The 21,911-nt window shown below is 41.9% G+C and carries 28 protein-coding genes; all 28 read left to right on the top strand.

From position 1 onward, the window contains the following. Positions 1 to 18 precede the first annotated feature (18 nt). The 28 genes from rplL (at position 19) to rplO (ending at position 21,902) form a co-directional block, all read left to right on the top strand. Positions 19 to 393 (top strand): 50S ribosomal protein L7/L12, encoded by a 375-nt coding sequence (gene rplL / locus AABK40_RS12005; RefSeq protein WP_332921325.1) that lies wholly within the window; start codon positions 19 to 21, stop codon positions 391 to 393. Between the two features lie 175 nt (positions 394 to 568). After that, entirely contained in the window at positions 569 to 4,429 is a 3,861-nt protein-coding gene (gene rpoB / locus AABK40_RS12000; protein WP_332921324.1) for a DNA-directed RNA polymerase subunit beta, read from the top strand. 36 nt (positions 4,430 to 4,465) lie between these two features. After that, positions 4,466 to 8,773, top strand: coding sequence for a DNA-directed RNA polymerase subunit beta' (gene rpoC, locus AABK40_RS11995; RefSeq protein WP_332921323.1), 4,308 nt, complete (start codon positions 4,466 to 4,468; stop codon positions 8,771 to 8,773). 107 nt (positions 8,774 to 8,880) lie between these two features. Further along, positions 8,881 to 9,216, top strand: coding sequence for a DUF3467 domain-containing protein (locus AABK40_RS11990; protein ID WP_332921322.1), 336 nt, complete (start codon positions 8,881 to 8,883; stop codon positions 9,214 to 9,216). Positions 9,217 to 9,414: 198 nt separating this feature from the next. Further along, positions 9,415 to 9,795 (top strand): 30S ribosomal protein S12, encoded by a 381-nt coding sequence (gene rpsL, locus AABK40_RS11985; RefSeq protein WP_332921321.1) that lies wholly within the window; start codon positions 9,415 to 9,417, stop codon positions 9,793 to 9,795. A gap of 37 nt (positions 9,796 to 9,832) precedes the next feature. Continuing rightward, positions 9,833 to 10,300, top strand: coding sequence for a 30S ribosomal protein S7 (gene rpsG / locus AABK40_RS11980; RefSeq protein ID WP_338397158.1), 468 nt, complete (start codon positions 9,833 to 9,835; stop codon positions 10,298 to 10,300). Positions 10,301 to 10,305: 5 nt separating this feature from the next. Next, positions 10,306 to 12,429: an elongation factor G gene (gene fusA / locus AABK40_RS11975; protein WP_332921319.1), complete on the top strand. Its 2,124-nt coding sequence runs from the start codon at positions 10,306 to 10,308 to the stop codon at positions 12,427 to 12,429. 15 nt (positions 12,430 to 12,444) lie between these two features. After that, on the top strand, positions 12,445 to 12,750 hold the full coding sequence (gene rpsJ / locus AABK40_RS11970) for a 30S ribosomal protein S10 (RefSeq protein ID WP_053406740.1): 306 nt from the start codon (positions 12,445 to 12,447) through the stop codon (positions 12,748 to 12,750). Between the two features lie 370 nt (positions 12,751 to 13,120). Continuing rightward, positions 13,121 to 13,744, top strand: a complete 624-nt coding sequence (gene rplC, locus AABK40_RS11965; protein WP_332921318.1) for a 50S ribosomal protein L3 — start codon at positions 13,121 to 13,123, stop codon at positions 13,742 to 13,744. A 4-nt stretch (positions 13,745 to 13,748) separates the two neighbouring features. Continuing rightward, a complete protein-coding gene (gene rplD, locus AABK40_RS11960; protein ID WP_332921317.1) occupies positions 13,749 to 14,375 on the top strand; it encodes a 50S ribosomal protein L4 in 627 nt (208 codons plus the stop codon). 2 nt (positions 14,376 to 14,377) lie between these two features. Beyond that, entirely contained in the window at positions 14,378 to 14,665 is a 288-nt protein-coding gene (gene rplW, locus AABK40_RS11955; protein ID WP_332921316.1) for a 50S ribosomal protein L23, read from the top strand. Between the two features lie 11 nt (positions 14,666 to 14,676). Continuing rightward, positions 14,677 to 15,501 (top strand): 50S ribosomal protein L2, encoded by an 825-nt coding sequence (gene rplB, locus AABK40_RS11950; RefSeq protein ID WP_332921315.1) that lies wholly within the window; start codon positions 14,677 to 14,679, stop codon positions 15,499 to 15,501. After that, complete coding sequence (gene rpsS, locus AABK40_RS11945) at positions 15,501 to 15,779, top strand: 30S ribosomal protein S19 (RefSeq protein ID WP_332921314.1); 279 nt, start codon at positions 15,501 to 15,503, stop codon at positions 15,777 to 15,779. Before rplB ends, rpsS begins: the two co-directional genes overlap by 1 nt. A gap of 2 nt (positions 15,780 to 15,781) precedes the next feature. After that, the gene (gene rplV, locus AABK40_RS11940; RefSeq protein ID WP_332921313.1) at positions 15,782 to 16,144 is read left to right on the top strand and encodes a 50S ribosomal protein L22; all 363 of its coding nucleotides are present in this window, start codon (positions 15,782 to 15,784) and stop codon (positions 16,142 to 16,144) included. Positions 16,145 to 16,150: 6 nt separating this feature from the next. Beyond that, positions 16,151 to 16,876, top strand: coding sequence for a 30S ribosomal protein S3 (gene rpsC / locus AABK40_RS11935; protein ID WP_332921312.1), 726 nt, complete (start codon positions 16,151 to 16,153; stop codon positions 16,874 to 16,876). A gap of 27 nt (positions 16,877 to 16,903) precedes the next feature. Further along, entirely contained in the window at positions 16,904 to 17,326 is a 423-nt protein-coding gene (rplP, locus tag AABK40_RS11930; RefSeq protein WP_332921311.1) for a 50S ribosomal protein L16, read from the top strand. A 5-nt stretch (positions 17,327 to 17,331) separates the two neighbouring features. Next, positions 17,332 to 17,523 carry a 50S ribosomal protein L29 gene (gene rpmC, locus AABK40_RS11925; protein ID WP_332921310.1) on the top strand — a complete coding sequence of 64 codons (192 nt, stop codon included), beginning with the start codon at positions 17,332 to 17,334 and terminating at the stop codon, positions 17,521 to 17,523. Between the two features lie 4 nt (positions 17,524 to 17,527). Further along, complete coding sequence (gene rpsQ / locus AABK40_RS11920) at positions 17,528 to 17,782, top strand: 30S ribosomal protein S17 (RefSeq protein WP_332921309.1); 255 nt, start codon at positions 17,528 to 17,530, stop codon at positions 17,780 to 17,782. A 2-nt stretch (positions 17,783 to 17,784) separates the two neighbouring features. Continuing rightward, positions 17,785 to 18,153 carry a 50S ribosomal protein L14 gene (gene rplN, locus AABK40_RS11915; protein ID WP_053406751.1) on the top strand — a complete coding sequence of 123 codons (369 nt, stop codon included), beginning with the start codon at positions 17,785 to 17,787 and terminating at the stop codon, positions 18,151 to 18,153. Positions 18,154 to 18,172: 19 nt separating this feature from the next. Beyond that, entirely contained in the window at positions 18,173 to 18,496 is a 324-nt protein-coding gene (gene rplX / locus AABK40_RS11910; protein ID WP_421953291.1) for a 50S ribosomal protein L24, read from the top strand. Then, positions 18,496 to 19,047, top strand: coding sequence for a 50S ribosomal protein L5 (gene rplE / locus AABK40_RS11905; RefSeq protein ID WP_332921308.1), 552 nt, complete (start codon positions 18,496 to 18,498; stop codon positions 19,045 to 19,047). Before rplX ends, rplE begins: the two co-directional genes overlap by 1 nt. Positions 19,048 to 19,056: 9 nt before the next feature. Then, on the top strand, positions 19,057 to 19,326 hold the full coding sequence (rpsN, locus tag AABK40_RS11900; RefSeq protein ID WP_053406754.1) for a 30S ribosomal protein S14: 270 nt from the start codon (positions 19,057 to 19,059) through the stop codon (positions 19,324 to 19,326). A 91-nt stretch (positions 19,327 to 19,417) separates the two neighbouring features. Then, a complete protein-coding gene (rpsH, locus tag AABK40_RS11895; protein WP_332921307.1) occupies positions 19,418 to 19,813 on the top strand; it encodes a 30S ribosomal protein S8 in 396 nt (131 codons plus the stop codon). 12 nt (positions 19,814 to 19,825) lie between these two features. Continuing rightward, entirely contained in the window at positions 19,826 to 20,383 is a 558-nt protein-coding gene (gene rplF, locus AABK40_RS11890) for a 50S ribosomal protein L6 (RefSeq protein ID WP_332921306.1), read from the top strand. Positions 20,384 to 20,388: 5 nt separating this feature from the next. Continuing rightward, on the top strand, positions 20,389 to 20,745 hold the full coding sequence (gene rplR / locus AABK40_RS11885; RefSeq protein WP_332921305.1) for a 50S ribosomal protein L18: 357 nt from the start codon (positions 20,389 to 20,391) through the stop codon (positions 20,743 to 20,745). A gap of 4 nt (positions 20,746 to 20,749) precedes the next feature. After that, positions 20,750 to 21,268 (top strand): 30S ribosomal protein S5, encoded by a 519-nt coding sequence (gene rpsE / locus AABK40_RS11880; protein ID WP_332921304.1) that lies wholly within the window; start codon positions 20,750 to 20,752, stop codon positions 21,266 to 21,268. 5 nt (positions 21,269 to 21,273) lie between these two features. Further along, a complete protein-coding gene (gene rpmD, locus AABK40_RS11875) occupies positions 21,274 to 21,453 on the top strand; it encodes a 50S ribosomal protein L30 (RefSeq protein WP_332921303.1) in 180 nt (59 codons plus the stop codon). Between the two features lie 2 nt (positions 21,454 to 21,455). After that, positions 21,456 to 21,902, top strand: coding sequence for a 50S ribosomal protein L15 (gene rplO, locus AABK40_RS11870; protein ID WP_332921302.1), 447 nt, complete (start codon positions 21,456 to 21,458; stop codon positions 21,900 to 21,902). The last annotated feature ends 9 nt before the right edge of the window (positions 21,903 to 21,911 follow it).

Raw genomic sequence — 21,911 nt, 5'->3', positions numbered from 1 at the left:
TTTTAATTTAATACAAAGATGGCAGATCTTAAAGAATTCGCAGAACAGCTAGTAAACCTATCCGTTAAAGACGTTAACGAATTAGCTGAAATCCTAAAAGAGGAATATGGTATCGAGCCTGCAGCTGCTGCAGCTCCTGTAATGGTAGCTGGTGCTGGTGAAGGTGACGCTGCTGCTGAGAAAACTGAGTTCGACGTAGTGTTGAAAGCAGCTGGCGCAGCTAAATTGAAAGTAGTTAAAGCGGTTAAAGAATTGGCTGGTCTTGGCTTGAAAGAAGCTAAAGAAGTAGTTGATGGCGCTCCATCTACAATCAAAGAAGGAATCTCTAAAGACGAAGCTGAAGCACTTAAGAAAGAATTGGAAGCTGTAGGTGCAGAAGTAGAGTTGAAATAAGATACACTCTGAATTTTGAAATGTCTAGCGTACGCGGGCAATTCGAAATTTATTTGACCGGGCTTATCATAGTCCGGTCTTTTGCCGTTTATGCACATTTTGACTAAATTAAGCATAGACGAATCATTTTCCCGGATTCTCTCCTTTTCCAGTTTATCATTTAAATCTTACTGCCTTGGCTATTCAAACTGAAAGAAAAAGTTTCGCGTCGATTAAACACGTAATTGACTATCCTGACTTTCTGGATGTTCAACTTAAGTCGTTCAGGGACTTTTTCCAAATCGATACGCCTGCCGAAAAACGCGAGAATGAAGGCCTTTACAAGGTTTTTCAAGAAAATTTCCCGATTAGCGACAGCCGTGAGAACTTCGTTTTGGAGTTTGTGGATTACATGATTGATCCACCAAAATATACGGTTGACGAAAGTATCGACAGAGGACTAACCTACTCTGTGCCGCTAAAAGCGAAATTGCGTCTTTCTTGCAACGATGAGGACAACGAGGACTTCGAAACGCTTGAGCAGGAAGTGTTTTTGGGTAACATCCCATACATGACCGAAAAAGGCTCATTCGTTATTAACGGAGCTGAACGCGTTATCGTATCGCAATTACACCGTTCTCCTGGTGTATTCTTCGCACAGTCGAAGCACACCAATGGTACTACATTGTATTCGGCACGAATTATCCCATTCAAGGGATCATGGATCGAGTTTGCAACAGACGTAAATAACGTGATGTTCGCTTACATCGACCGTAAAAAGAAATTTCCCGTAACAACACTGTTACGAGCTATTGGCTACGGATCGGATAAGGAGATTTTGGATCTCTTTGGTCTTTCCGAAGAGGTAGAAGCTAAAAAGGCGCCATTGCAGAAGGTGGTTGGCCGTAAGTTAGCCGCTCGTGTATTGCGTTCATGGACGGAAGACTTCGTAGATGAGGACACTGGGGAGGTTATCTCTATTGACCGTAACGAAGTGATTTTCGAACGCGACCACGTCATTAGTGAGGAAGATATTGAAGATATCGTTGATTCAGGTCAGGATGCAATCGTATTGCACCGCGATGATGTAAACATTGCGGAATTCCAGATCATTCATAATACCCTTCATAAAGATCCATCAAACTCAGAGAAAGAAGCGGTAGAGCAGATCTATCGTCAGTTGCGTAATTCTGATGCTCCAGATGAAGCAACCGCTCGTGAGATTATTCATAATTTGTTCTTCTCAGACAAGCGTTATGACTTGGGTGAGGTAGGACGTTATCGTATTAACCGTAAGCTGAAGATTAATGAATCTTTGGACATGCGAGTTTTGACGATTAAAGATATTGAGTTAATCGTGAAGTATTTGATTCACTTGATTAACTCTAAGGCAGTAGTGGATGATATTGACCACCTGTCTAACCGTCGTGTTCGTACTGTAGGTGAGCAGCTTTACAGCCAGTTTGGTGTAGGTCTTGCCCGTATGGCTCGTACGATTAAAGAGCGTATGAACGTTCGTGATAATGAAGACTTTAAACCAGTTGATTTGATCAACGCGCGTACATTGTCTTCTGTGATCAACTCCTTCTTCGGAACAAACCAGTTGTCGCAGTTCATGGACCAAACCAACCCATTGGCAGAAATTACGCATAAGCGTCGTATGTCAGCCTTAGGTCCTGGTGGTCTTTCCCGTGAGCGTGCCGGTTTCGAGGTTCGTGATGTTCACTACACACACTATGGTCGTCTATGTACGATTGAAACTCCTGAAGGTCCAAACATTGGTTTGATTTCATCTCTTTGTGTTCATGCAAAGGTGAACGATATGGGATTCATCGAAACACCATACCGTAAAATCGACGATGGTAAGATTACTGAAGAAGTAACTTACTTGACTGCCGAAGAGGAGGATTACAAAAATATTGCACAGGCTAACGCACCTCAGGACAGTGAAGGTAATTTCAAGGAACGTCAGATTAAAGTACGTTACCAAGGTGATTTCCCTCTTGAAGGTCCAGAGAGCATCGCATATATGGATGTTGCGCCTAACCAGATTGTATCTGTTGCAGCATCGATGATTCCTTTCTTGGAGCATGATGATGCCAACCGTGCATTGATGGGCTCTAACATGCAGCGCCAAGCAGTACCATTGTTGCGCCCTGAGGCACCAATCGTTGGTACTGGCTTGGAGAAACGAGTAGCTGAAGATTCTCGCGTTTTATTGCGTGCTGAAGGCAAAGGTACCGTGGCTTATGTTGATTCACAAAAGATCACTATCCGTTACGATTTGACTGAAGATGAAAAAACTTCAGGATTTGATAACGAATTGGTGACCTACGAATTGGTGAAATTCCGTCGTACTAACCAAGATACTTGTGTGAACCTTCGCCCAATCGTTTTAAAAGATGATGAGGTTGTTAAAGGTCAGGTATTGGTTGATGGTTATGCAACTGAGAAGGGTGAGCTTGCACTTGGCCGTAACTTGTTAGTAGGTTACATGCCTTGGCAGGGATACAACTTTGAGGATGCGATTGTTATTTCTGAACGTATTGTTCAGGATGATGTATATACTTCTATTCACATTGATGAGTACGAACTCGAAGTTCGTGACACTCGTCGTGGAGAAGAAGAGTTGACTACTGAGATTCCTAACGTTTCTGAAGATTCAGTTAAAAACCTTGATGAACATGGCGTGATCCGTGTCGGGGCTGAAATCAAAGAAGGTGATATCTTAGTAGGTAAAATTACTCCTAAAGGAGAAACGGATCCAACACCTGAAGAGAAACTGCTACGTGCAATCTTCGGTGATAAAGCTGGTGATGTAAAAGATGCTTCTTTGAAAGCGTCTCCTTCATTAAATGGAGTAGTGATTGATACTAAATTGTTCTCTCGTCCTAAAAAGGACAAAGATTTGCGTGCTAAAGCGAAGAAAGATGTTGAAGCATTGAAAGCGCGTTATGCAAGCGATTTGAACAAGGTGAAAACGGAAATGATTGATAAAATGGTGAGCCTTCTTGAAGGAAAAACAAGCCGTGGAATCAAGCATAAATTCGGTGATGAGATTATGAGCGAAGGGGTTGAATTCAACCGCGCGAATATCTCAAACAACTTGTTCCCAGAAGAGAATATCTATCGTGATGAAAGTGCATATGCCGTTTCTGCGGAAGCCAACTTGGTTTCTGATTTGAATTTGGATAATTGGACTGATGATGAGCGTATTAATGAGCTGATTGTAATCTTGGTGAAAAATTATATCAACAAGAGAAACAAAATTACTGGTTCATTCAAACGTGATCGTTTCACTTTAGAAGTAGGTGATGAATTGCCAGCAGGTATCGTTCAGCTTGCTAAAGTTTACGTGGCGAAGAAACGTAAATTGAAAGTGGGTGATAAAATGGCGGGTCGTCACGGTAACAAAGGGGTTGTGGCTAAGATCGTTCCGATTGCAGACATGCCTTTCTTGGAAGACGGAACTCCATTGGATATCTGTTTGAACCCTCTTGGGGTACCTTCACGTATGAACATCGGTCAGATTTTCGAGACAGTTCTTGGTTGGGCAGGTCGTAAATTAGGCAAAAAGTACGCTACTCCAATTTTTGATGGAGGTACTATGGACGAAGTTCAAGGTGAATTGAGAGCTGCTGGATTACCAGATTATGGACGTTCATTCCTATATGACGGCCGTACAGGTCAGCGCTTCGATCAACCAATTACGGTAGGTATCGCATATATGCTGAAATTGGGTCACTTGGTTGATGATAAGATGCACGCTCGTTCTATCGGACCTTACTCATTGATTACGCAACAACCATTGGGTGGTAAAGCTCAGTTTGGTGGTCAGCGTTTCGGAGAGATGGAGGTTTGGGCACTTGAGGCATTCGGTGCAGCGCACATCCTTCAAGAGATCTTGACGATTAAGTCTGATGACGTAATCGGTCGTGCTAAAGCTTATGAGTCGATTGTTAAGGGGGATAATATGGGTAAACCAAATATTCCAGAATCCTTCAACGTATTGGTACACGAGCTTCGTGGATTGGCACTTGAAGTAACATTAGACTAATCATCATCTCGATTTAAAATATTCTCCCTTAGAAATATGAGTTTCAGAAAGAATAAAAAAATCAATAATGACTTTTCAAGAGTAACCATCTCATTGGCCTCTCCAGAATCTATTCTGGAGAGTTCATTCGGGGAGGTAACTCAGCCAGAAACCATCAATTACCGTACTTATAAGCCGGAAATGGGTGGTCTTTTCTGTGAGCGAATCTTCGGTCCTGTGAAGGATTGGGAGTGTCATTGTGGAAAATATAAAAGAATTCGCTACAAGGGGATCGTTTGTGATCGTTGTGGTGTAGAAGTAACAGAGAAGAAAGTACGTCGTGAGCGTATGGGACACATCGAATTGGTAGTTCCTGTAGCACACATTTGGTACTTCCGTTCTTTACCTAACAAGATTGGTTATTTGTTAGGTCTTCCAACAAAAAAATTAGATCAGATCATTTATTACGAACGTTATGTTGTAATTCAGCCTGGTGTAAAAGAGGAAGATGAAATTCAGAAAATGGATTTCTTAACCGAAGATGAGTATTTGGAGATCATGGACAAATTGCCTCGTGAGAACCAAATGCTTGACGATGATGATCCAAGCAAGTTTATTGCGAAGATGGGTGCTGATGCCATTGAGATGTTGTTGGCGCGCACAGAGTTGGATTCATTGTCTTTTGCATTGCGTCATCAGGCAGCAACAGATACTTCTCAGCAGCGTAAAGCAGAAGCTTTGAAGCGTTTGAAAGTTGTAGAGGCTTTCCGTGATTCACGTACGCGTATCGATAACCGCCCAGAGTGGATGGTTATTCGTATGGTGCCAGTAATTCCACCAGAATTGCGCCCATTGGTGCCTTTGGATGGTGGTCGTTTTGCAACATCTGACTTGAATGATCTTTACCGTCGTGTAATTATCCGTAACAACCGTTTGAAACGTTTGATCGATATTAAGGCTCCTGAAGTGATCCTTCGTAACGAGAAACGTATGCTGCAAGAGGCTGTCGATTCATTATTCGATAACTCTCGTAAAGTAAACGCTGTTCGTTCTGATGGTAACCGTGCGTTGAAGTCCCTTTCTGATATGCTGAAAGGTAAGCAAGGTCGTTTCCGTCAAAACTTGTTGGGTAAGCGTGTTGATTATTCTGGTCGTTCGGTAATTGTCGTTGGTCCTGAGTTGAAAATGCACGAATGTGGTTTGCCAAAGAATATGGCAGCCGAGCTGTTCAAGCCATTCGTTATCCGCAAGCTGATTGAACGTGGTATCGTAAAAACAGTGAAGTCAGCGAAGAAAATCGTTGATCGTAAAGATCCTGTTGTTTGGGATATTTTGGAAAACGTGCTTAAAGGTCACCCTGTGATGCTTAACCGTGCTCCTACACTTCACCGTTTGGGTATCCAGGCATTCCAGCCTAAATTGATTGAAGGTAAAGCGATTCAGCTTCACCCATTGGTATGTACTGCATTTAACGCCGATTTTGATGGTGACCAAATGGCGGTTCACGTACCATTAGGCCATGAAGCAGTATTGGAAGCACAGGTTTTGATGTTATCATCGCATAACATTTTGAACCCTGCCAACGGTGCGCCTATTGCCGTACCTTCTCAGGATATGGTATTGGGTCTTTATTATATGTCAAAAGGCCGTCCGAATACACCTGCCTATCCAATTAAAGGTGAGGGCATGACTTTCTATGGCGCTGAAGAGGTGATCATTGCGATCAACGAAGGCGCTTGTGATAAGAATGCCAATATTAAAGTAAAAACAAAAGTTCGTAACGATGATACGGGTGAATTAGAAACGAAAGTAATTGATACAGTTGCTGGACGTGTTCTTGTGAACCAGTTTGTACCTGAAGAGGTTGGTTTCGTGAACGAACTATTGACCAAGAAAAAACTGCAGCAAATCATTTCTTATGTGTATAAAATCACAGGAATGGCTAAAACTGCAAAATTCTTGGATGATATTAAACACTTAGGATTCCAGACAGCATACGCCGGTGGACTTTCTATGGGTCTTAATGATATCATGATTCCTGACCAAAAGGCACCATTGGTAGCTCAGGCTCAGGAGGAACGTGATGAAGTGATGATGAACTACCAAATGGGTCTTATCACTGATACTGAGCGTTACAATCAAATCATTGATATCTGGACACGTATCAACAGCCAGTTGACGACTGTATTGATGAAGCAGTTGGCTGAAGATCAAAATGGATTTAATGCGATCTACATGATGATGGACTCCGGAGCCCGTGGTTCTCGTGAGCAAATTCGTCAGTTGGGTGGTATGCGTGGACTGATGGCTAAGCCGCAGAAAAACGTAGGATCATCAGTAGGTGCAATTATTGAAAACCCAATTCTTTCTAACTTTAAGGAAGGTTTGGATGTACTTGAGTACTTTATCTCTACTCACGGTGCGCGTAAAGGTTTGGCCGATACCGCCCTTAAAACTGCCGATGCGGGTTACTTGACTCGTCGTTTGGTGGATGTAGCGCAGGATGTGATCATTAATGAGCACGATTGTGGTACATTGAGAGGTATTGAAATGGAGCCACTTAAAGACAACGAGGAAATTGTTGAGCCTTTGGGTGAGCGTATCTTGGGTCGTGTTTCTGTACATGATGTTGAGGATCCATTGTCTGGTGAAGTATTGGTTGAAGCAGGTCAGGAAATCAGCGAAACACATGTTCAACGCATCGAAGAAAGTGCTGTTGAGAAAGTTGAGGTTCGTTCTGTATTGACTTGTGAAACACGTAAGGGTGTTTGTGCGAAATGTTACGGTAGAAACTTATCTACTTTGCGTTCTGCGCAGGTTGGTGATTCCGTAGGGGTTGTGGCAGCACAGTCTATTGGTGAGCCAGGTACACAGCTTACACTTCGTACATTCCACGTTGGGGGTACAGCATCTGCGATTGCTGCTGATGCCTCTGTGATTGCGAAGTTCCCAGGTATCTTGAAATTTGAGGAAATCCGTTCTATTTCTGTAGATTCTGATCTTGATGATGAGCCAGCAGATGTAGTAATGGGACGTACTGGCGAAGTGAAAATTATCGACGCTGCTTCTGGTAAGACTTTGATGACCAATAATGTTCCTTACGGTGCATACTTGAAATTCAAAGATGGTGCGAAGGTGGAGAAAGGTGACAAAATCTGTCAGTGGGATCCATTTAACGCCGTGATCCTTTCAGAGTATGGCGGTAAGATTGGCTTCGATGCTTTAGAGCAGGGTATCACCTACAAAGTAGAGATGGATGATACTACTGGTCACCAGTCGAAAGTAGTGATGGATACTAAGGATAAGACTAAGAACCCATCGATTTCTATTAATGGAAATGAAGGTGAGATCAAGTCTTATAACATTCCTGTTGGAGCATACCTTAATGTAGAAGAAGGCGACGATATTAAGCCAGGTACAATCCTGTGTAAGATTCCTCGTTCTGCAGGTAAGTCTGCCGATATTACAGGGGGTCTTCCTCGAGTAACAGAGCTATTTGAGGCACGTAACCCATCTAATCCAGCAGTAATCTCTGAGATTGACGGTGTGGTAACGTACGGAGGTATCAAGCGTGGTAACCGTGAAGTTTATATCGAGTCGAAAGATGGTGTTAAGAAGCGTTACTTAGTATCTCTTTCTAAGCACATCTTGGTTCAGGAAAATGACTTCGTGAAAGCGGGTATGCCATTGTCTGATGGAGCGAAAACACCAAACGATATCTTGAATGTAGAAGGTCCTACTTCAGTTCAGGAATATTTGGTGAACGAAATCCAGGCGGTATATCGTCTTCAGGGTGTGAAAATTAACGATAAGCACATCGAGGTGATTGTTCGCCAGATGATGCAGAAGGTTACAGTTGTGGATCCAGGTGATACCATCTTCTTGACCAACCAAATCGTTGATAAATTCTCTTTCCGTGAAGAAAACGACAAGATATTGGATCAAAAAGTGGTTACTGATGCAGGTGATTCTACAAATGTAGAAGCTGGTCAGATCATCACCGCTCGTCGTCTTCGTGATGAGAACTCTAACCTTCGCCGTCGTGACTTGAAATTGGTACAGGTACGTGATGCGCAAGCAGCAGTTTCTAAACCTACACTTCAAGGTATTACGCAATCATCTTTGGGTACTGACTCGTTCATCTCAGCAGCATCCTTCCAGGAAACTACTAAGGTGTTGTCTGAAGCCTCAATTCGTGGTAAGCGTGATGAATTACTTGGACTGAAAGAAAACGTAATCGTAGGTCACTTGATTCCAGCAGGTACAGGTGTTCGTGATTTCCGTAAATTGATCGTTACTCATAAAGATGAGGAAGCAGAATTACGTGAAATGCGTGAGCGTAGAGCAGAAAATGAGCGTGCTTAATCAAGATGATTCAGCACCCTAACATATAAGATAAGCGAATAGACTGCGGCCGTTGAGGCTGTAGTCTATTCTTTTTATATACACATTCTTACATCATATCTAAACTTATGCAGAATCCAGAGCAAGATCAGAAGCCTCAGCAAGGTGGTAAAATTGATATCGAATTGCCAGAAGAAATGGCCGAGGGCGTTTACGCTAACTTAGCCATGATAGCTCACTCTAACAGTGAGTTTGTACTGGACTTTATTCGCATTATGCCAGGCGTGCCTAAAGCTAAAGTGAAATCAAGGGTGGTGTTAACTCCAGAGCATGCGGTACGGTTATTGCAGGCTTTGCAAGATAATATTGCTAAGTATGAGGCAATGTGTGGGCCGATTGGTCAAAATAACCCTTCAGGTGATAATAACCCCTATAATTTTGGGGGACCAGTAGGGGAAGCTTAAGCTGATAATCAGTTCAAAGCACTCAAAATTAGAATTTTCAGCAGTTCAGTATCAGGTTAGTTCGAGGTAATATTAATAATTATTTTTCACTAACTTTTTAGAAATAAGTCGGTAATGGTTTGATTAGTCAGTGATTATCAATACCTTTGCAGTCCTATTTCAGAACTGTATTATTAATACTTTAAACGTTTTTATTAAATGCCTACTATTCAGCAATTAGTACGCAAGGGCAGAAAAAGCTTGGTTGATAAGTCTAAATCACCTGCTTTGGATTCTTGTCCACAACGTCGAGGAGTATGTACGCGTGTTTACACGACTACTCCTAAAAAACCAAACTCAGCGATGCGTAAAGTAGCTCGTGTGCGTTTGACAAATGGTAAAGAGGTGAATGCCTACATCGGTGGTGAAGGTCACAACTTGCAAGAGCACTCAATCGTGTTGATTCGTGGTGGTCGTGTAAAGGATCTTCCTGGGGTTCGTTATCACGTAGTTCGTGGTGCATTGGATACTGCAGGTGTTGGTGGTCGTCTACAAGCTCGTTCTAAATACGGTGCGAAACGTCCTAAGGACAAAAAATAATTTTAAAAAATTTAAGTACATTATTGTATAAAAAGCAATGAGAAAGGCTAAACCAAAAAAGCGGTATATTCTTCCTGATCCAAAGTTTCAAGATACTTTGGTAACTAAGTTTGTAAACTATCTTATGCAAGATGGGAAGAAGAGTATTGCCTATAATATTTTTTACGACGCGATCGATCTAGTAGAAGAGCGCGTGGGTGAGAACGGTCTTGAGGTTTGGAAAAAGGCTTTGAATAATGTAATGCCAGCTGTCGAGGTGAAATCTCGTCGTGTAGGTGGTGCTACATTCCAAGTGCCGATGGAAGTTCGACCTAGCCGTAAGACTTACTTGGGAATCAAATGGATGATTCGTTATTCGCGTTCACGTGGTGAAAAAACCATGAAAGAACGTTTGGCTGGGGAGATCATTGCTGCTTCCAAAGGCGAAGGTGCAGCTGTGAAGAAGAAAGATGATACACACCGCATGGCGGAGGCTAATAAAGCATTCTCTCACTTTAGATTCTAATACAAATGGCTAAGGATTTAACTTTCCTGCGTAATATCGGTATCATGGCTCACGTCGATGCTGGTAAAACCACAACTACTGAGCGTATCCTTTACTACACTGGATTGTCTCACAAAATTGGTGAAGTTCACGATGGTGCTGCTACCATGGACTGGATGGAGCAAGAGCAAGAGCGTGGTATCACGATTACTTCTGCTGCTACCCAAACTAACTGGCATTACCCAACGGATAAAGGTACTCACGTAAAAGGTTTGACTAAACCTTATACTGTGAACATTATCGATACTCCAGGTCACGTTGACTTTACTGTAGAAGTAGAGCGTTCGTTGCGTGTATTGGATGGTGCTGTAGCATTGTTCTGTGCATCTTCTGGTGTAGAGCCTCAGTCTGAGACAGTATGGCGTCAAGCAGATAAGTACCATGTTCCACGTATCTGTTTTGTTAACAAAATGGACCGTGCTGGTGCTAACTTCTTGGGAACTGTTCAAGAAATTATCGACAAATTGGGAGGTAATCCAGTGCCGTTGCAATTGCCAATCGGTGCTGAAGATACTTTTACTGGTGTTGTTGATTTGATCAAAAACAAAGCAATTATCTGGAACGAAGACGACATGGGTATGACTTATGTTGAGCAAGAAGTTCCTGAAGATATGCTTGAAGAGGTTGCTGAGTGGAGACAGAAATTGGTTGAAGCAGTAGCTGAGTATGATGAGGAGTTGTTGGAGAAATTCTTCGAGGACGCTGATTCAATTACTGAAGAAGAAATGATGGTGGCTATTCGTGCAGCTGTAATTGACATGTCAATGCAGCCTGTAATGTGTGGTTCAGCATTTAAAAATAAAGGTGTACAGGCAGTGTTGGATGCTGTATGTTCATTCTTGCCTTCTCCATTAGACTTGCCTGCAATTCAAGGTATCAATCCTGATACTGATGAAGAGGTTACGCGTAATGCGACTATCGAAGATCCATTTGCTGCATTGGCATTTAAGATCGCAACTGACCCATTTGTAGGTCGTTTGTGTTTCTTCCGTGTTTATTCAGGGAAATTGAATGCTGGTTCTTATGTATTGAATACGCGTACTGGTAAAAAAGAGCGTATCTCTCGTTTGATGCAAATGCACTCAAATAAGCAAAATCCGATTGATGTAGTAGAAGCTGGTGACATCTGTGCAGGTGTTGGTTTCAAAGATATCAAAACAGGTGACTCTTTGGTTGATGAAAAGAATCCAATCGTATTGGAGGAAATGACTTTCCCTGAGCCTGTAATCGGTATTGCTATTGAGCCTAAGTCAAAAGCTGACGTTGATAAGTTGGGTATGGCTTTGGGTAAATTGATTGAAGAAGATCCTACATTGCGTGTAAATACTGACGAGGAAACTGGTCAAACTGTATTGCGTGGTATGGGTGAGTTGCACTTGGAAATTATCCTTGATCGTTTGAAACGCGAGTTCAAAGTAGAGGTTAATGAAGGTGCTCCTCAGGTAGCTTACCGTGAGCATATCACTACAGGTGTTGAGCACCGTGAGGTTTACAAAAAGCAGTCTGGTGGTCGTGGTAAATTTGCGGATATCGTATTCGAATTGAAGCCACGCGAAGATGGAAAAGACGGTCTTGAGTTCGTTAACCAAATCGTGGGTGGTGCTATTCCTCGTGAATTCATCCCAGCGGTACAAAAAGGTTTCGAATCTTCTATGGTTAATGGTCCATTGGCAGGTTTCCCTGTTGAGGCTATGACTGTTCGTTTGTTCCATGGTTCATTCCACGATGTCGATTCTGACTCTTTGTCTTTTGAATTGGCAGCACGTATGGGATTCCGTGAGGCGGCTAAATTAGCTAAACCACAAATCTTGGAGCCAATCATGGCAGTTGAGGTAGTTACTCCAGAGGATTATACTGGTCCTGTAACAGGTGACTTGAACCGTCGTCGCGGTATCATGAAAGGTATGGACTCTAAAGGTACTGCTTCAGTAATCAAAGCTGATGTGCCATTGTCTGAGTTGTTCGGTTACGTAACAGATTTACGTACGATCACTTCTGGTCGTGGGTCTGCGTCTTTGACGTTCTCACACTACGATCCAGTTCCAAACAACTTGGCTAAAGATATTATCGCAGAAGCGAAAGGAGAATAAGAGCGTTAGATAGATATGAATCAAAAAATTAGAATAAAGCTAAAGTCTTACGATCACAACTTGGTAGACAAGTCTTCTGAGAAAATCGTAAAGGCAGTTAAGGCAACGGGTGCTGTAGTAAGCGGTCCAATTCCATTGCCAACTGAAAAAGAACGTTTCACTGTATTGCGTTCACCTCACGTTAACAAAAAATCACGTGAGCAATTTCAAATTTGTACTTACAAGCGTTTGGTAGATATCTACTCAAACTCAGCTAAAACTGTAGATGCATTGATGAAATTGGAATTGCCATCAGGTGTAGATGTTGAGATCAAGGTTTAATCTTGTGTCTTAATTGATATTAAGGGTCTGGAGCTTTAGCTTCAGACCTTTTTTTATGCGCAAAATTGCAGAATAGCTTTATAGGGTGATCGAATGGTAGGAAAGCTTGAGGTGTCGAAAATTCACATTTTTATACTGTAAATTGGGGGTGCTTTGCTCTTTTCTGCATGCTTTTTGTAAATCCCTCAAGAGGTTAATTGTTGTTGGGAAATTATTCTATTTCGTAAGTCCCTTTTTTTTAGTGAGATGTGACTTAATATTTCTCTAATTGTTTTGGTTCTTGAGAATAATTCCTAACTTTGCAGTCCTTTAGAATGGCGAGCGAATGGTCGTTCGTATATTTTAATTTATTTTATACTAAAAAGTTAGTATGTCTGGTATTATCGGTAAAAAAATCGGAATGACTAGCATCTACAGTGCCGATGGACAAAAAAATGTCGCATGCACACTTGTAGAGGTTGGTCCTTGTGTTATCACACAAGTAAAGACCGTCGAATCAGACGGCTATGATGCTGTTCAGCTTGGCTTCGGCGATAAGAAAGCTAAGAACACTTCGAAAGCGATGCAAGGGCATTTCGCTAAAGCAAACACTACTCCAAAGAGAAAGCTCGTTGAGTTCCGTGACTTCGAAGGTGAAGTTGCTTTGGGTAACGAGATTCGAGTAGAGAATGTGTTTGAAGAGGGTGATTTCGTAGACGCTATTGGAACTTCCAAAGGTAAAGGTTTCCAAGGTGTTGTTAAACGTCACGGTTTTGGTGGTGTTGGACAAGCTACGCACGGTCAACATAACCGTCTTCGCGCACCAGGTTCTATTGGAGCGGCTTCGTTCCCATCACGCGTATTTAAAGGTCTTCGTATGGCTGGACGTATGGGTGGTGATCGCGTTAAGATTCAGAACTTGCGTGTTATGAAAGTGTACTCTGAGAAGAATTTGCTTGTAGTGAGCGGTTCTATCCCAGGCGCTAAAAATTCATTTGTAATTCTAGAAAAGTAATTCAATGGAGATTTCGGTATTAAAAGTTGACGGTAGCGAAAGCGGCAAAAAAGTTGAGTTGCAAGACTCAATCTTCGCTGTTGAGCCCAACGATCACGCAATCTACTTAGACGTGAAACAGTACTTGGCTAATCAGAGACAAGGTACTCACAAGTCTAAAGAACGTAGTGAGATCGCAGGATCTACTAAAAAAATCAAGAAACAGAAGGGTACAGGTACTGCACGTGCAGGATCTTTGAAGTCTCCTGTTTTCGTTGGTGGTGGTAGAGCTTTCGGTCCTCGCCCACGTAATTATGGCTTTAAATTGAACAAGAAAGTTAAAGCTTTGGCACGTATGTCTGCTCTTTCTTACAAAGCTAAAGATCAAAACATCATCGTTATCGAAGATGTGAATTTGGACGCTCCTAAAACGAAGGAATTCGTGAGCATCCTTAAAGGTCTTTCTTTGGATGGAAAGAAAATTTTGGCTGTCACTGGTGATTTGAATGACAATGTAAACATGGCTGCGCGTAATATTCGCAAAGCAAAAGTTGCTGATGTTGATTCAATTAACACTTATGATGTGTTGAACGCAGATAGCCTAGTGCTTTTTGAGAGTTCTATTGAGAAAATTGAAAAATTATTCGCTTAATCATGAGTGTACTTAAAAAACCTTTGGTTACCGAAAAAGCCTCACTTCAAAACGAAAGTGGTGTATATGGTTTCATTGTAGACCTTAACGCTAACAAGTTGGAAGTAAAGAAAGAGGTTGAGCGTATGTACGGCGTTAACGTTGTAGCTGTACGTACAGCGCGCTACTTGGGAAAAAAACGCACACGTTATGCTAAGTCTTCGATCATTTCTGGTCGTAGCAACAGCTATAAGAAAGCTTTTGTCCAAGTTGCAGAAGGTGAAGTTATTGATTTTTACAGCGGAATCTAAAGAATTAGACAATGGCAGTAAAGAAAATGCGTCCAGTAACTCCTGGACTAAGATTCAGAGTAGCGCCTGCATTCGAAGAAATCACTAAATCAACCCCAGAAAAATCTCTTACTGTAGGTTCACGTAAGTCTGGTGGTCGTAACAACAGTGGTCGTATGACGATGCGTTATTTAGGTGGTGGTCACAAACGTAAATTACGTTCTGTTGATTTCAAACGTCAGAAATTTGGCGTTCCAGCTACCGTTAAAGCGATCGAATATGATCCAAATCGTACAGCTTACATTGCTTTGCTTTTTTATGCAGACGGTGAGAAGGCTTACATCCTTGCTCCTGAAGGATTACAGGTAGGTACTCAGATTGTATCGAGTGCTGATGCAGCTCCTGAAGTTGGTAACCACGTATTGATGGCAAATATTCCATTAGGTACCGTGATTCACAACATCGAGTTGACTCCTGGAAAAGGTGGTTTGTTGGTGCGTTCAGCTGGTGCTTCGGCTCAGTTGGTTGCAAAGGAAGGTAAGTATGTAACAATCAAACTTCCTTCTGGTGAAATGCGCATGGTATTGGCATCATGTTATGCTACTATCGGTGTGGTTTCTAATGGAGATCACATGAACGTTAGATTGGGTAAAGCGGGTCGTAACCGTTGGATGGGTCGTCGTCCTCGTGTACGTGGTACTGCAATGAACCCAGTTGATCACCCAATGGGTGGTGGTGAAGGCCGTTCTTCTGGTGGTCACCCACGTTCTCGTAACGGTATCTACGCTAAAGGTGGTAAGAGCCGTAAAGCCAACAAATACTCTGATAAATTGATCATTTCAAGACGTAAGAAATAATGGCAAGATCACTTAAAAAAGGACCTTATATTGACTTCCGCTTAACAAAGAAAGTGGACGCCATGAACGAAGGTGGTAAAAAGACTGTGATCAAAACATGGTCTCGTCGTTCTATGATTTCTCCAGAATTCGTAGGACACACATTCGCTGTACATAATGGAAATAAATTTATTCCAGTTTATGTTACAGAAAACATGGTAGGTCACAAGATGGGCGAATTCGCACCAACTCGTACTTATAAGGGTCATATTAATAAAAAAGACAAGGGCAAGAGATAATTATGAAAGCTGTTGCAAGACTAAGAAACTGTCCGACCTCGCCGCGCAAAATGCGTTTGGTAGCAGATATGATCCGCGGTCAGCGCGTGGACACAGCATTAAATATTTTGAAATTCGACCCTAGACATTCTTCGAATCGTCTAGAGAAGTTGTTGCTTTCAGCGATTGCTAACTGGGAGAATGCAAATGAAGGTGAAAGCCTTGAAACTGCAAACCTGGTAGTTAGCGAAATTTTCGTTGATAGTGCACGTATGTTGAAGCGTTTGCGTCCAGCACCTCAAGGACGAGCTCACCGTATTCGTAAGCGTTCGAATCACGTTACGCTTGTTGTGGATTCATTGTCAACCAAAACTGAAAAGAATTAATCAATTATGGGACAGAAAGTTAATCCAATAGGCCTGCGTTTAGGTATCGTTCGAGGCTGGGAATCAAACTGGTATGCTAACTCTCGTGATTTTTCTGACAAATTGATCGAAGATCAAAAAATCAGAAAATATGTATTGGCTCGTATTCCTAAAGGTGGAATCAGCCGTATCGTGATTGAGCGTACATTAAAGCGCATCACTTTAACTATCCATACTGCCCGTCCAGGTGTAGTAATTGGTAAAGGTGGCGCGGAAGTTGATAGAATTAAAGAAGAGTTGAAAAAATTGACATCTAAGGATGTGCAAATCAACATCTTCGAGATCAAGCGTCCTGAATTGGAAGCTAAATTGATCGGGGAGTCTATCGCTCAACAACTACGTGCGCGTATCTCGTATCGTCGTGCTATGAAGCAAGCAATTGCTTCTGCAATGCGTGTAGGTGCTCAAGGTATTAAAGTGAAATTGTCTGGTCGTTTGGGTGGTGCTGAAATGGCACGTACCGAAATGTACAAAGAAGGACGTATTCCATTGCATACATTGCGTGCAGACATCGATTACGCTATCTGCGAATCGGATACAATCTACGGTAAAATCGGTATCAAAGTTTGGATCTTCAAAGGTGAAGTTTACGGTAAGCGTGACTTGACTCCAACTACTGATAATGATCGTCGTGGTCGTCGTCGTAAAGATGGTAATAACAACCAACAAGGCGGTCGTCGTAGAAGAAAGTAATCGCTAAGAAAGTAAAACAGCTTTAAAATGTTACAACCGAGAAGAGTAAAACATAGAAAAGTTCAGAAAGGCCGAGTTAAAGGTCTTGCTGGAAGAGGCCATGAGATTGCCTTTGGTAGCTTCGGTATCAAGTCTCTTGAGGCAGGTTGGATCACCAGCCGTCAGATTGAGGCAGCTCGTATTGCGGTTACACGTGCAATGAAACGTGAAGGTAAAGTATGGATCCGTATCTTCCCTGACAAACCTATCACTAAGAAACCTGCAGAGGTTCGTATGGGTAAGGGTAAGGGTGCCCCAGAATACTGGGTAGCTTGTATCAAGCCAGGAACCATCTTATTTGAATCAACAGGTGTACCTTTAGCCTTGGCTCAAGAGTCAATGCGTCTAGCGGCACAGAAATTGCCTGTTAAAACTAAATTTGTTGTACGTAGAGATTACGTTGAAGCATAAGAGTTATGAAAAATTCTGAAATCGCACAACTAAGCAAGGAAGAGTTGATCCAAAAGATCACTGCTGAAAAGGAAAACTTGCAAAAAATGCAGTTTGCGCACGCAATTTCGCCGATTGAGAATCCGATGAAAATTCGTGTTAGTCGTCGAATGATCGCTAGGTTTGAAACCGCATTACGTCAACTTGAAGCTAAGTAAGATCATGGAAAGAAACTTAAGAAAAGAACGTATCGGTGTTATCGCCAGCAACAAAATGGACAAGTCCATCACTGTTGAGGTAACCCGTCGAGTAAAGCACCCGATTTACGGTAAATTCGTTACTAAAACTTCTAAATTCATGTCACACGACGAGAATAATGAAGGTGGTATCGGTGATACTGTACGCATTGCTGAGACACGTCCATTGTCTCGCAACAAGCGCTGGAGATTGGTAGAAATCATTGAAAGAGCGAAGTAATTATGATCCAACAAGAAAGTCGTCTAAACGTAGCGGATAACTCAGGTGCTAAAGAAGTACTTTGTATCCGTGTTTTGGGTGGAACTGGGAAACGTTACGCTTCTATCGGTGACAAAATCGTTGTCACTGTAAAGTCAGCCCTTTCATCCAGCAACTTGAAAAAAGGTACCGTATCAAAGGCGGTTGTTGTTCGTACGAAAAAAGAAATCCGTCGTAAAGATGGTTCTTATATCCGTTTCGAAGACAATGCTGCTGTATTGTTAGGTGCTAATGATGAACCAAGAGGAACACGTATCTTCGGCCCTGTTGCCCGTGAATTACGTGAGAAGCAATTCATGAAGATTGTTTCCTTGGCACCGGAAGTACTTTAATATTTTAAAGGAAAAGATCATGACTAAAGTAAAAATTAAAATCCGTAAAGGAGATACAGTTAAGGTGATCGCCGGTAACGATAAAGGTAAAACTGGACTCGTACAAGAGGTGATCACAGCAACTAACCGCGTGTTAGTAGAGGGGGTTAATATTGTAACTAAGCATGTTAAACCTTCTGCAGCTAACCCTAATGGCGGTATCGAGAAAGTCGAGGCTCCTATTCATATTTCTAACGTAGCATTTGTTGATCCTGCTAAAGGCGAAACAAGTCGCGTTGGACGTAAAGTAGTTGATGGTAAAATCGTGCGTTACGCCAAAAAATCAGGGGAGGAAATTAAGTAATGGCAGCTCCAAGACTTAAAGAAAAATATCAGAACGAAATTGCTGGTGCTTTAAAAGAAAAATTTGGTTACAAATCTGTAATGCAAATTCCAGCAGTGACAAAAATCTGTATCAATAAAGGTATCGGGGAAGCAGTTTCCGATAAAAAATTGATCGATCAAGGTGTGGAAGAGATGACTACTATTGCTGGTCAGAAAGCTGTTCCTACCAAGGCTAAAAATTCTATCTCCAACTTTAAGTTGAGAGAAGAAATGCCGATCGGTGCGCGCGTTACCTTGCGTGGAGACAAAATGTATGAATTCATGGACCGTCTTTTGACGATCGCATTGCCTGCAGTTCGTGATTTCCGTGGAGTTTCTGCTAAAGGTTTTGATGGCCGTGGTAACTACACTTTGGGTGTAAAAGAGCAGATCATCTTTCCTGAGATTTCTATCGAAAAGGTAAATAAAATCTCTGGTATGGATATCACTTTTGTTACTTCTGCTGAGACTGACGAAGAAAGCTTAGAATTATTGAAAGCTTTCGGTATGCCTTTTGCTAACAAAAAATAATAAGATACAATGGCTAGAGAAGCAGTAAAAGCGCGTGGTCGCAAGCGCGAGAAAATGGTCGCGAAATACGCTGAGAAACGCAAAGCTTTGAAAGAAGCTGGCGATTATATCGGTTTGGATAAGTTGCCTCGCAACGCATCTCCAGTTCGTTTGCACAACCGTTGTAAATTGACTGGTCGTCCAAAAGGTTATATGCGTAAGTTCGGTATCAACCGTGTTACTTTCCGTGAGATGGCTTCAGCAGGTTTGATTCCTGGTGTTACAAAAGCTTCATGGTAAGTTACCTTTGAGAAGTAAGATTTAATTATTAACTTTGCAAGCCCTGCTAAAATTAGCAGGGTATTGCTTATCATATCAATAAATATTTATCATGACTGATCCAATAGCAGATTTTTTAACACGTTTGCGTAACGCTCAGAAAGCGGGACACCGCGTTGTTGAAATCCCAGCATCTAACGTCAAGAAAAACATGACGAAGGTGTTGTTTGACCAAGGGTATATTCAGTCGTATAAATTCGTAGAGGACGGACCTCAAGGCACTGTTAAAGTAGCATTGAAGTATCACCCTGTTACAAAGAAACCGGCAATGGAAAAATTGATCCGTGTTTCTAAGCCAGGCCTCCGAAAATATGCGAAGAATACCGAATTACCTCGTGTATTGAATGGCCTTGGAATTGCCATTTTGTCCACAAACAAAGGAATTATTAGTAACAAAGAAGCTCGCGCACTAAATATTGGTGGTGAGGTTTTATGTTACATCTACTAATTTAATATTACAATGTCGAGAATAGGAAAGAAGCCAATTACTATTCCTGCGGGTGTAAGCGTAGAAGTAAATGCTGAAAACGTTGTTACAGTTAAAGGTTCTAAAGGAACTTTGTCGCAAGATATCGATCGTGACATCACTGTAGAGATCAACGAAAATATTGTGACTTTGTCACGCCCTACCGACCAAAAGAGACACAAGGCGATGCACGGTTTATACCGTTCTCTTGTTAATAACATGGTTATTGGAGTTTCAGAGGGTTTTAAGAAAACGTTAGAGCTTGTTGGTGTAGGTTACAAAGCCGTATCACAAGGAAAAACGTTGGAATTAAACTTAGGTTACTCACACAGCATTTACTTTGGCGTACCAGCAGAGGTAGAAGTTAAAGCAGAAACTCAAAAAGGTAAGAGCCCAGTGATTACTTTGGAGTCTGCTGACAAGCAATTGTTGGGTCAAGTTACCGCAAAAATCAAGTCTCTTCGTCCAGTTGAGCCTTACAAAGGAAAAGGTATCCGTGAGGAAGGTCAATATATTAGAAGAAAAGCGGGTAAAACAGCTGCTAAAAAATAATAGTTATGGCAATTAAGAACGAAAAAATCGCGAGAAGACTGAGAATCCGTCGCGGAATCCGCAGAAAGATCTCAGGAACAGCTCAACGTCCGCGTCTTTCAGTGTACAAAAGTAACACAGCCATCTCAGCGCAATTGATTGACGATATTAACGGTGTTACATTGGCTTCTGCTACTTCTGTAGAATTCGGTGCCCGTAAAAATTGTAATATTGAAATTTCTGAAAAAGTTGGTGCTAAATTAGCTGAAAAAGCGGTTGCAAACTCAATTACTGAGGTTGTTTTTGACCGTAGTGGTTACCAATACCACGGTAAAGTTAAAGCATTGGCTGAAGGTGCCAGAAATGGCGGATTAAAATTCTAAGCAAATGTCCAATAAAACTGTAAAAAGCGTTAAGGCAAGCGAGCTTGACCTTAAAGAAAAAGTTGTTGCTATCAATCGTGTAGCGAAGGTAGTTAAAGGTGGACGTCGTTTTAGTTTTTCCGCTATTGTGGTAGTGGGAGACGGAAACGGTGTTGTAGGTCATGGTTTGGGTAAAGCCAACGAGGTGACTGATGCCATTACTAAAGGTATCGAAGATGCAAAGAAGAACTTGGTGAAAGTTCCTGTATTCAACGGTACTATCCCTCATGAAGCTACTGGTAAATTTGGTGGTGGTTACGTATTGATGAAGCCTGCATCTCAGGGTACTGGGGTAATTGCAGGTGGTGCGATGCGTGCTGTATTGGAGGCTGCTGGTGTACATAACGTACTTGGTAAGTCTAAAGGTTCATCAAACCCACATAACGCAGTTAAAGCAACATTCGATGCTTTGGCTAAAATGAGAACTCCACAGCAAGTTGCTGAGCAAAGAGGAGTAAGTGTTTCTAAAGTATTTAACGGTTAATAAAGATGGCTAAAGTACGTTTAACTCAGGTTCGTAGTACAATCAACCGTCCGAAACGTCAGGTTGAGACAATCAAGGCTTTGGGTCTTGGTAAAATCAATAGAACCGTTGAGCATGAGAAAACTCCTCAAATTGCGGGGATGATCGAAAAAGTAAAACATTTGATTACTGTAGCTGAGGTATAATTATGAAATTACATACATTACAACCAGCCGATGGTTCTACCAAAAAAGGTAAACGTATCGGTCGTGGTCAGGGGTCTACAAGAGGTGGTACTTCTACACGTGGTCACAAAGGTGCAAAGTCAAGATCTGGTTATTCTCAGAAAGTAGGTTTCGAGGGTGGTCAAATGCCTTTGCAAAGAAGAGTCCCTAAATTTGGATTTACCAATCCAAATCGAGTAATTTACAAACCTGTTAATCTTGACGCTATCCAAGCCTTGGCTGACAAGCTTGGTGTTACTGCTATCACGATCGAAATGATGCGTGAGAACGGTATCGTCGGAAAAGCGGATTTGGTAAAAGTACTTGCTAATGGCGCGGTTACTTCTAAATTGGAAGTTTCTGCGAATAAATTCTCTGCTTCAGCTGTTGAAGCAATCGAGAAGGCAGGTGGGACAGCAACTGTTATCTGATAATATATC

It is taken from the genome of Persicobacter psychrovividus, assembly GCF_036492425.1.
GTDB lineage: Bacteria > Bacteroidota > Bacteroidia > Cytophagales > Cyclobacteriaceae > Persicobacter > Persicobacter psychrovividus.
The sequence above is the reverse complement of the archived record's forward strand: the minus strand, read 5'-3'. Positions and strand labels throughout refer to the sequence as shown.

Bases quoted from the DNA above. Each gene is read 5' to 3' on its own strand.
- rplL (WP_332921325.1), top strand. From the start codon at position 19: ATGGCAGATCTTAAAGAATTCGCAGAACAGCTAGTAAACCTATCCGTT.
- rpoC (WP_332921323.1), top strand. From the start codon at position 4,466: ATGAGTTTCAGAAAGAATAAAAAAATCAATAATGACTTTTCAAGAGTA.
- AABK40_RS11990 (WP_332921322.1), top strand. From the start codon at position 8,881: ATGCAGAATCCAGAGCAAGATCAGAAGCCTCAGCAAGGTGGTAAAATT.
- rpsL (WP_332921321.1), top strand. From the start codon at position 9,415: ATGCCTACTATTCAGCAATTAGTACGCAAGGGCAGAAAAAGCTTGGTT.
- rpsG (WP_338397158.1), top strand. From the start codon at position 9,833: ATGAGAAAGGCTAAACCAAAAAAGCGGTATATTCTTCCTGATCCAAAG.
- fusA (WP_332921319.1), top strand. From the start codon at position 10,306: ATGGCTAAGGATTTAACTTTCCTGCGTAATATCGGTATCATGGCTCAC.
- rpsJ (WP_053406740.1), top strand. From the start codon at position 12,445: ATGAATCAAAAAATTAGAATAAAGCTAAAGTCTTACGATCACAACTTG.
- rplC (WP_332921318.1), top strand. From the start codon at position 13,121: ATGTCTGGTATTATCGGTAAAAAAATCGGAATGACTAGCATCTACAGT.
- rplD (WP_332921317.1), top strand. From the start codon at position 13,749: ATGGAGATTTCGGTATTAAAAGTTGACGGTAGCGAAAGCGGCAAAAAA.
- rplW (WP_332921316.1), top strand. From the start codon at position 14,378: ATGAGTGTACTTAAAAAACCTTTGGTTACCGAAAAAGCCTCACTTCAA.
- rplB (WP_332921315.1), top strand. From the start codon at position 14,677: ATGGCAGTAAAGAAAATGCGTCCAGTAACTCCTGGACTAAGATTCAGA.
- rpsS (WP_332921314.1), top strand. From the start codon at position 15,501: ATGGCAAGATCACTTAAAAAAGGACCTTATATTGACTTCCGCTTAACA.
- rplV (WP_332921313.1), top strand. From the start codon at position 15,782: ATGAAAGCTGTTGCAAGACTAAGAAACTGTCCGACCTCGCCGCGCAAA.
- rpsC (WP_332921312.1), top strand. From the start codon at position 16,151: ATGGGACAGAAAGTTAATCCAATAGGCCTGCGTTTAGGTATCGTTCGA.
- rplP (WP_332921311.1), top strand. From the start codon at position 16,904: ATGTTACAACCGAGAAGAGTAAAACATAGAAAAGTTCAGAAAGGCCGA.
- rpmC (WP_332921310.1), top strand. From the start codon at position 17,332: ATGAAAAATTCTGAAATCGCACAACTAAGCAAGGAAGAGTTGATCCAA.
- rpsQ (WP_332921309.1), top strand. From the start codon at position 17,528: ATGGAAAGAAACTTAAGAAAAGAACGTATCGGTGTTATCGCCAGCAAC.
- rplN (WP_053406751.1), top strand. From the start codon at position 17,785: ATGATCCAACAAGAAAGTCGTCTAAACGTAGCGGATAACTCAGGTGCT.
- rplX (WP_421953291.1), top strand. From the start codon at position 18,173: ATGACTAAAGTAAAAATTAAAATCCGTAAAGGAGATACAGTTAAGGTG.
- rplE (WP_332921308.1), top strand. From the start codon at position 18,496: ATGGCAGCTCCAAGACTTAAAGAAAAATATCAGAACGAAATTGCTGGT.
- rpsN (WP_053406754.1), top strand. From the start codon at position 19,057: ATGGCTAGAGAAGCAGTAAAAGCGCGTGGTCGCAAGCGCGAGAAAATG.
- rpsH (WP_332921307.1), top strand. From the start codon at position 19,418: ATGACTGATCCAATAGCAGATTTTTTAACACGTTTGCGTAACGCTCAG.
- rplF (WP_332921306.1), top strand. From the start codon at position 19,826: ATGTCGAGAATAGGAAAGAAGCCAATTACTATTCCTGCGGGTGTAAGC.
- rplR (WP_332921305.1), top strand. From the start codon at position 20,389: ATGGCAATTAAGAACGAAAAAATCGCGAGAAGACTGAGAATCCGTCGC.
- rpsE (WP_332921304.1), top strand. From the start codon at position 20,750: ATGTCCAATAAAACTGTAAAAAGCGTTAAGGCAAGCGAGCTTGACCTT.
- rpmD (WP_332921303.1), top strand. From the start codon at position 21,274: ATGGCTAAAGTACGTTTAACTCAGGTTCGTAGTACAATCAACCGTCCG.
- rplO (WP_332921302.1), top strand. From the start codon at position 21,456: ATGAAATTACATACATTACAACCAGCCGATGGTTCTACCAAAAAAGGT.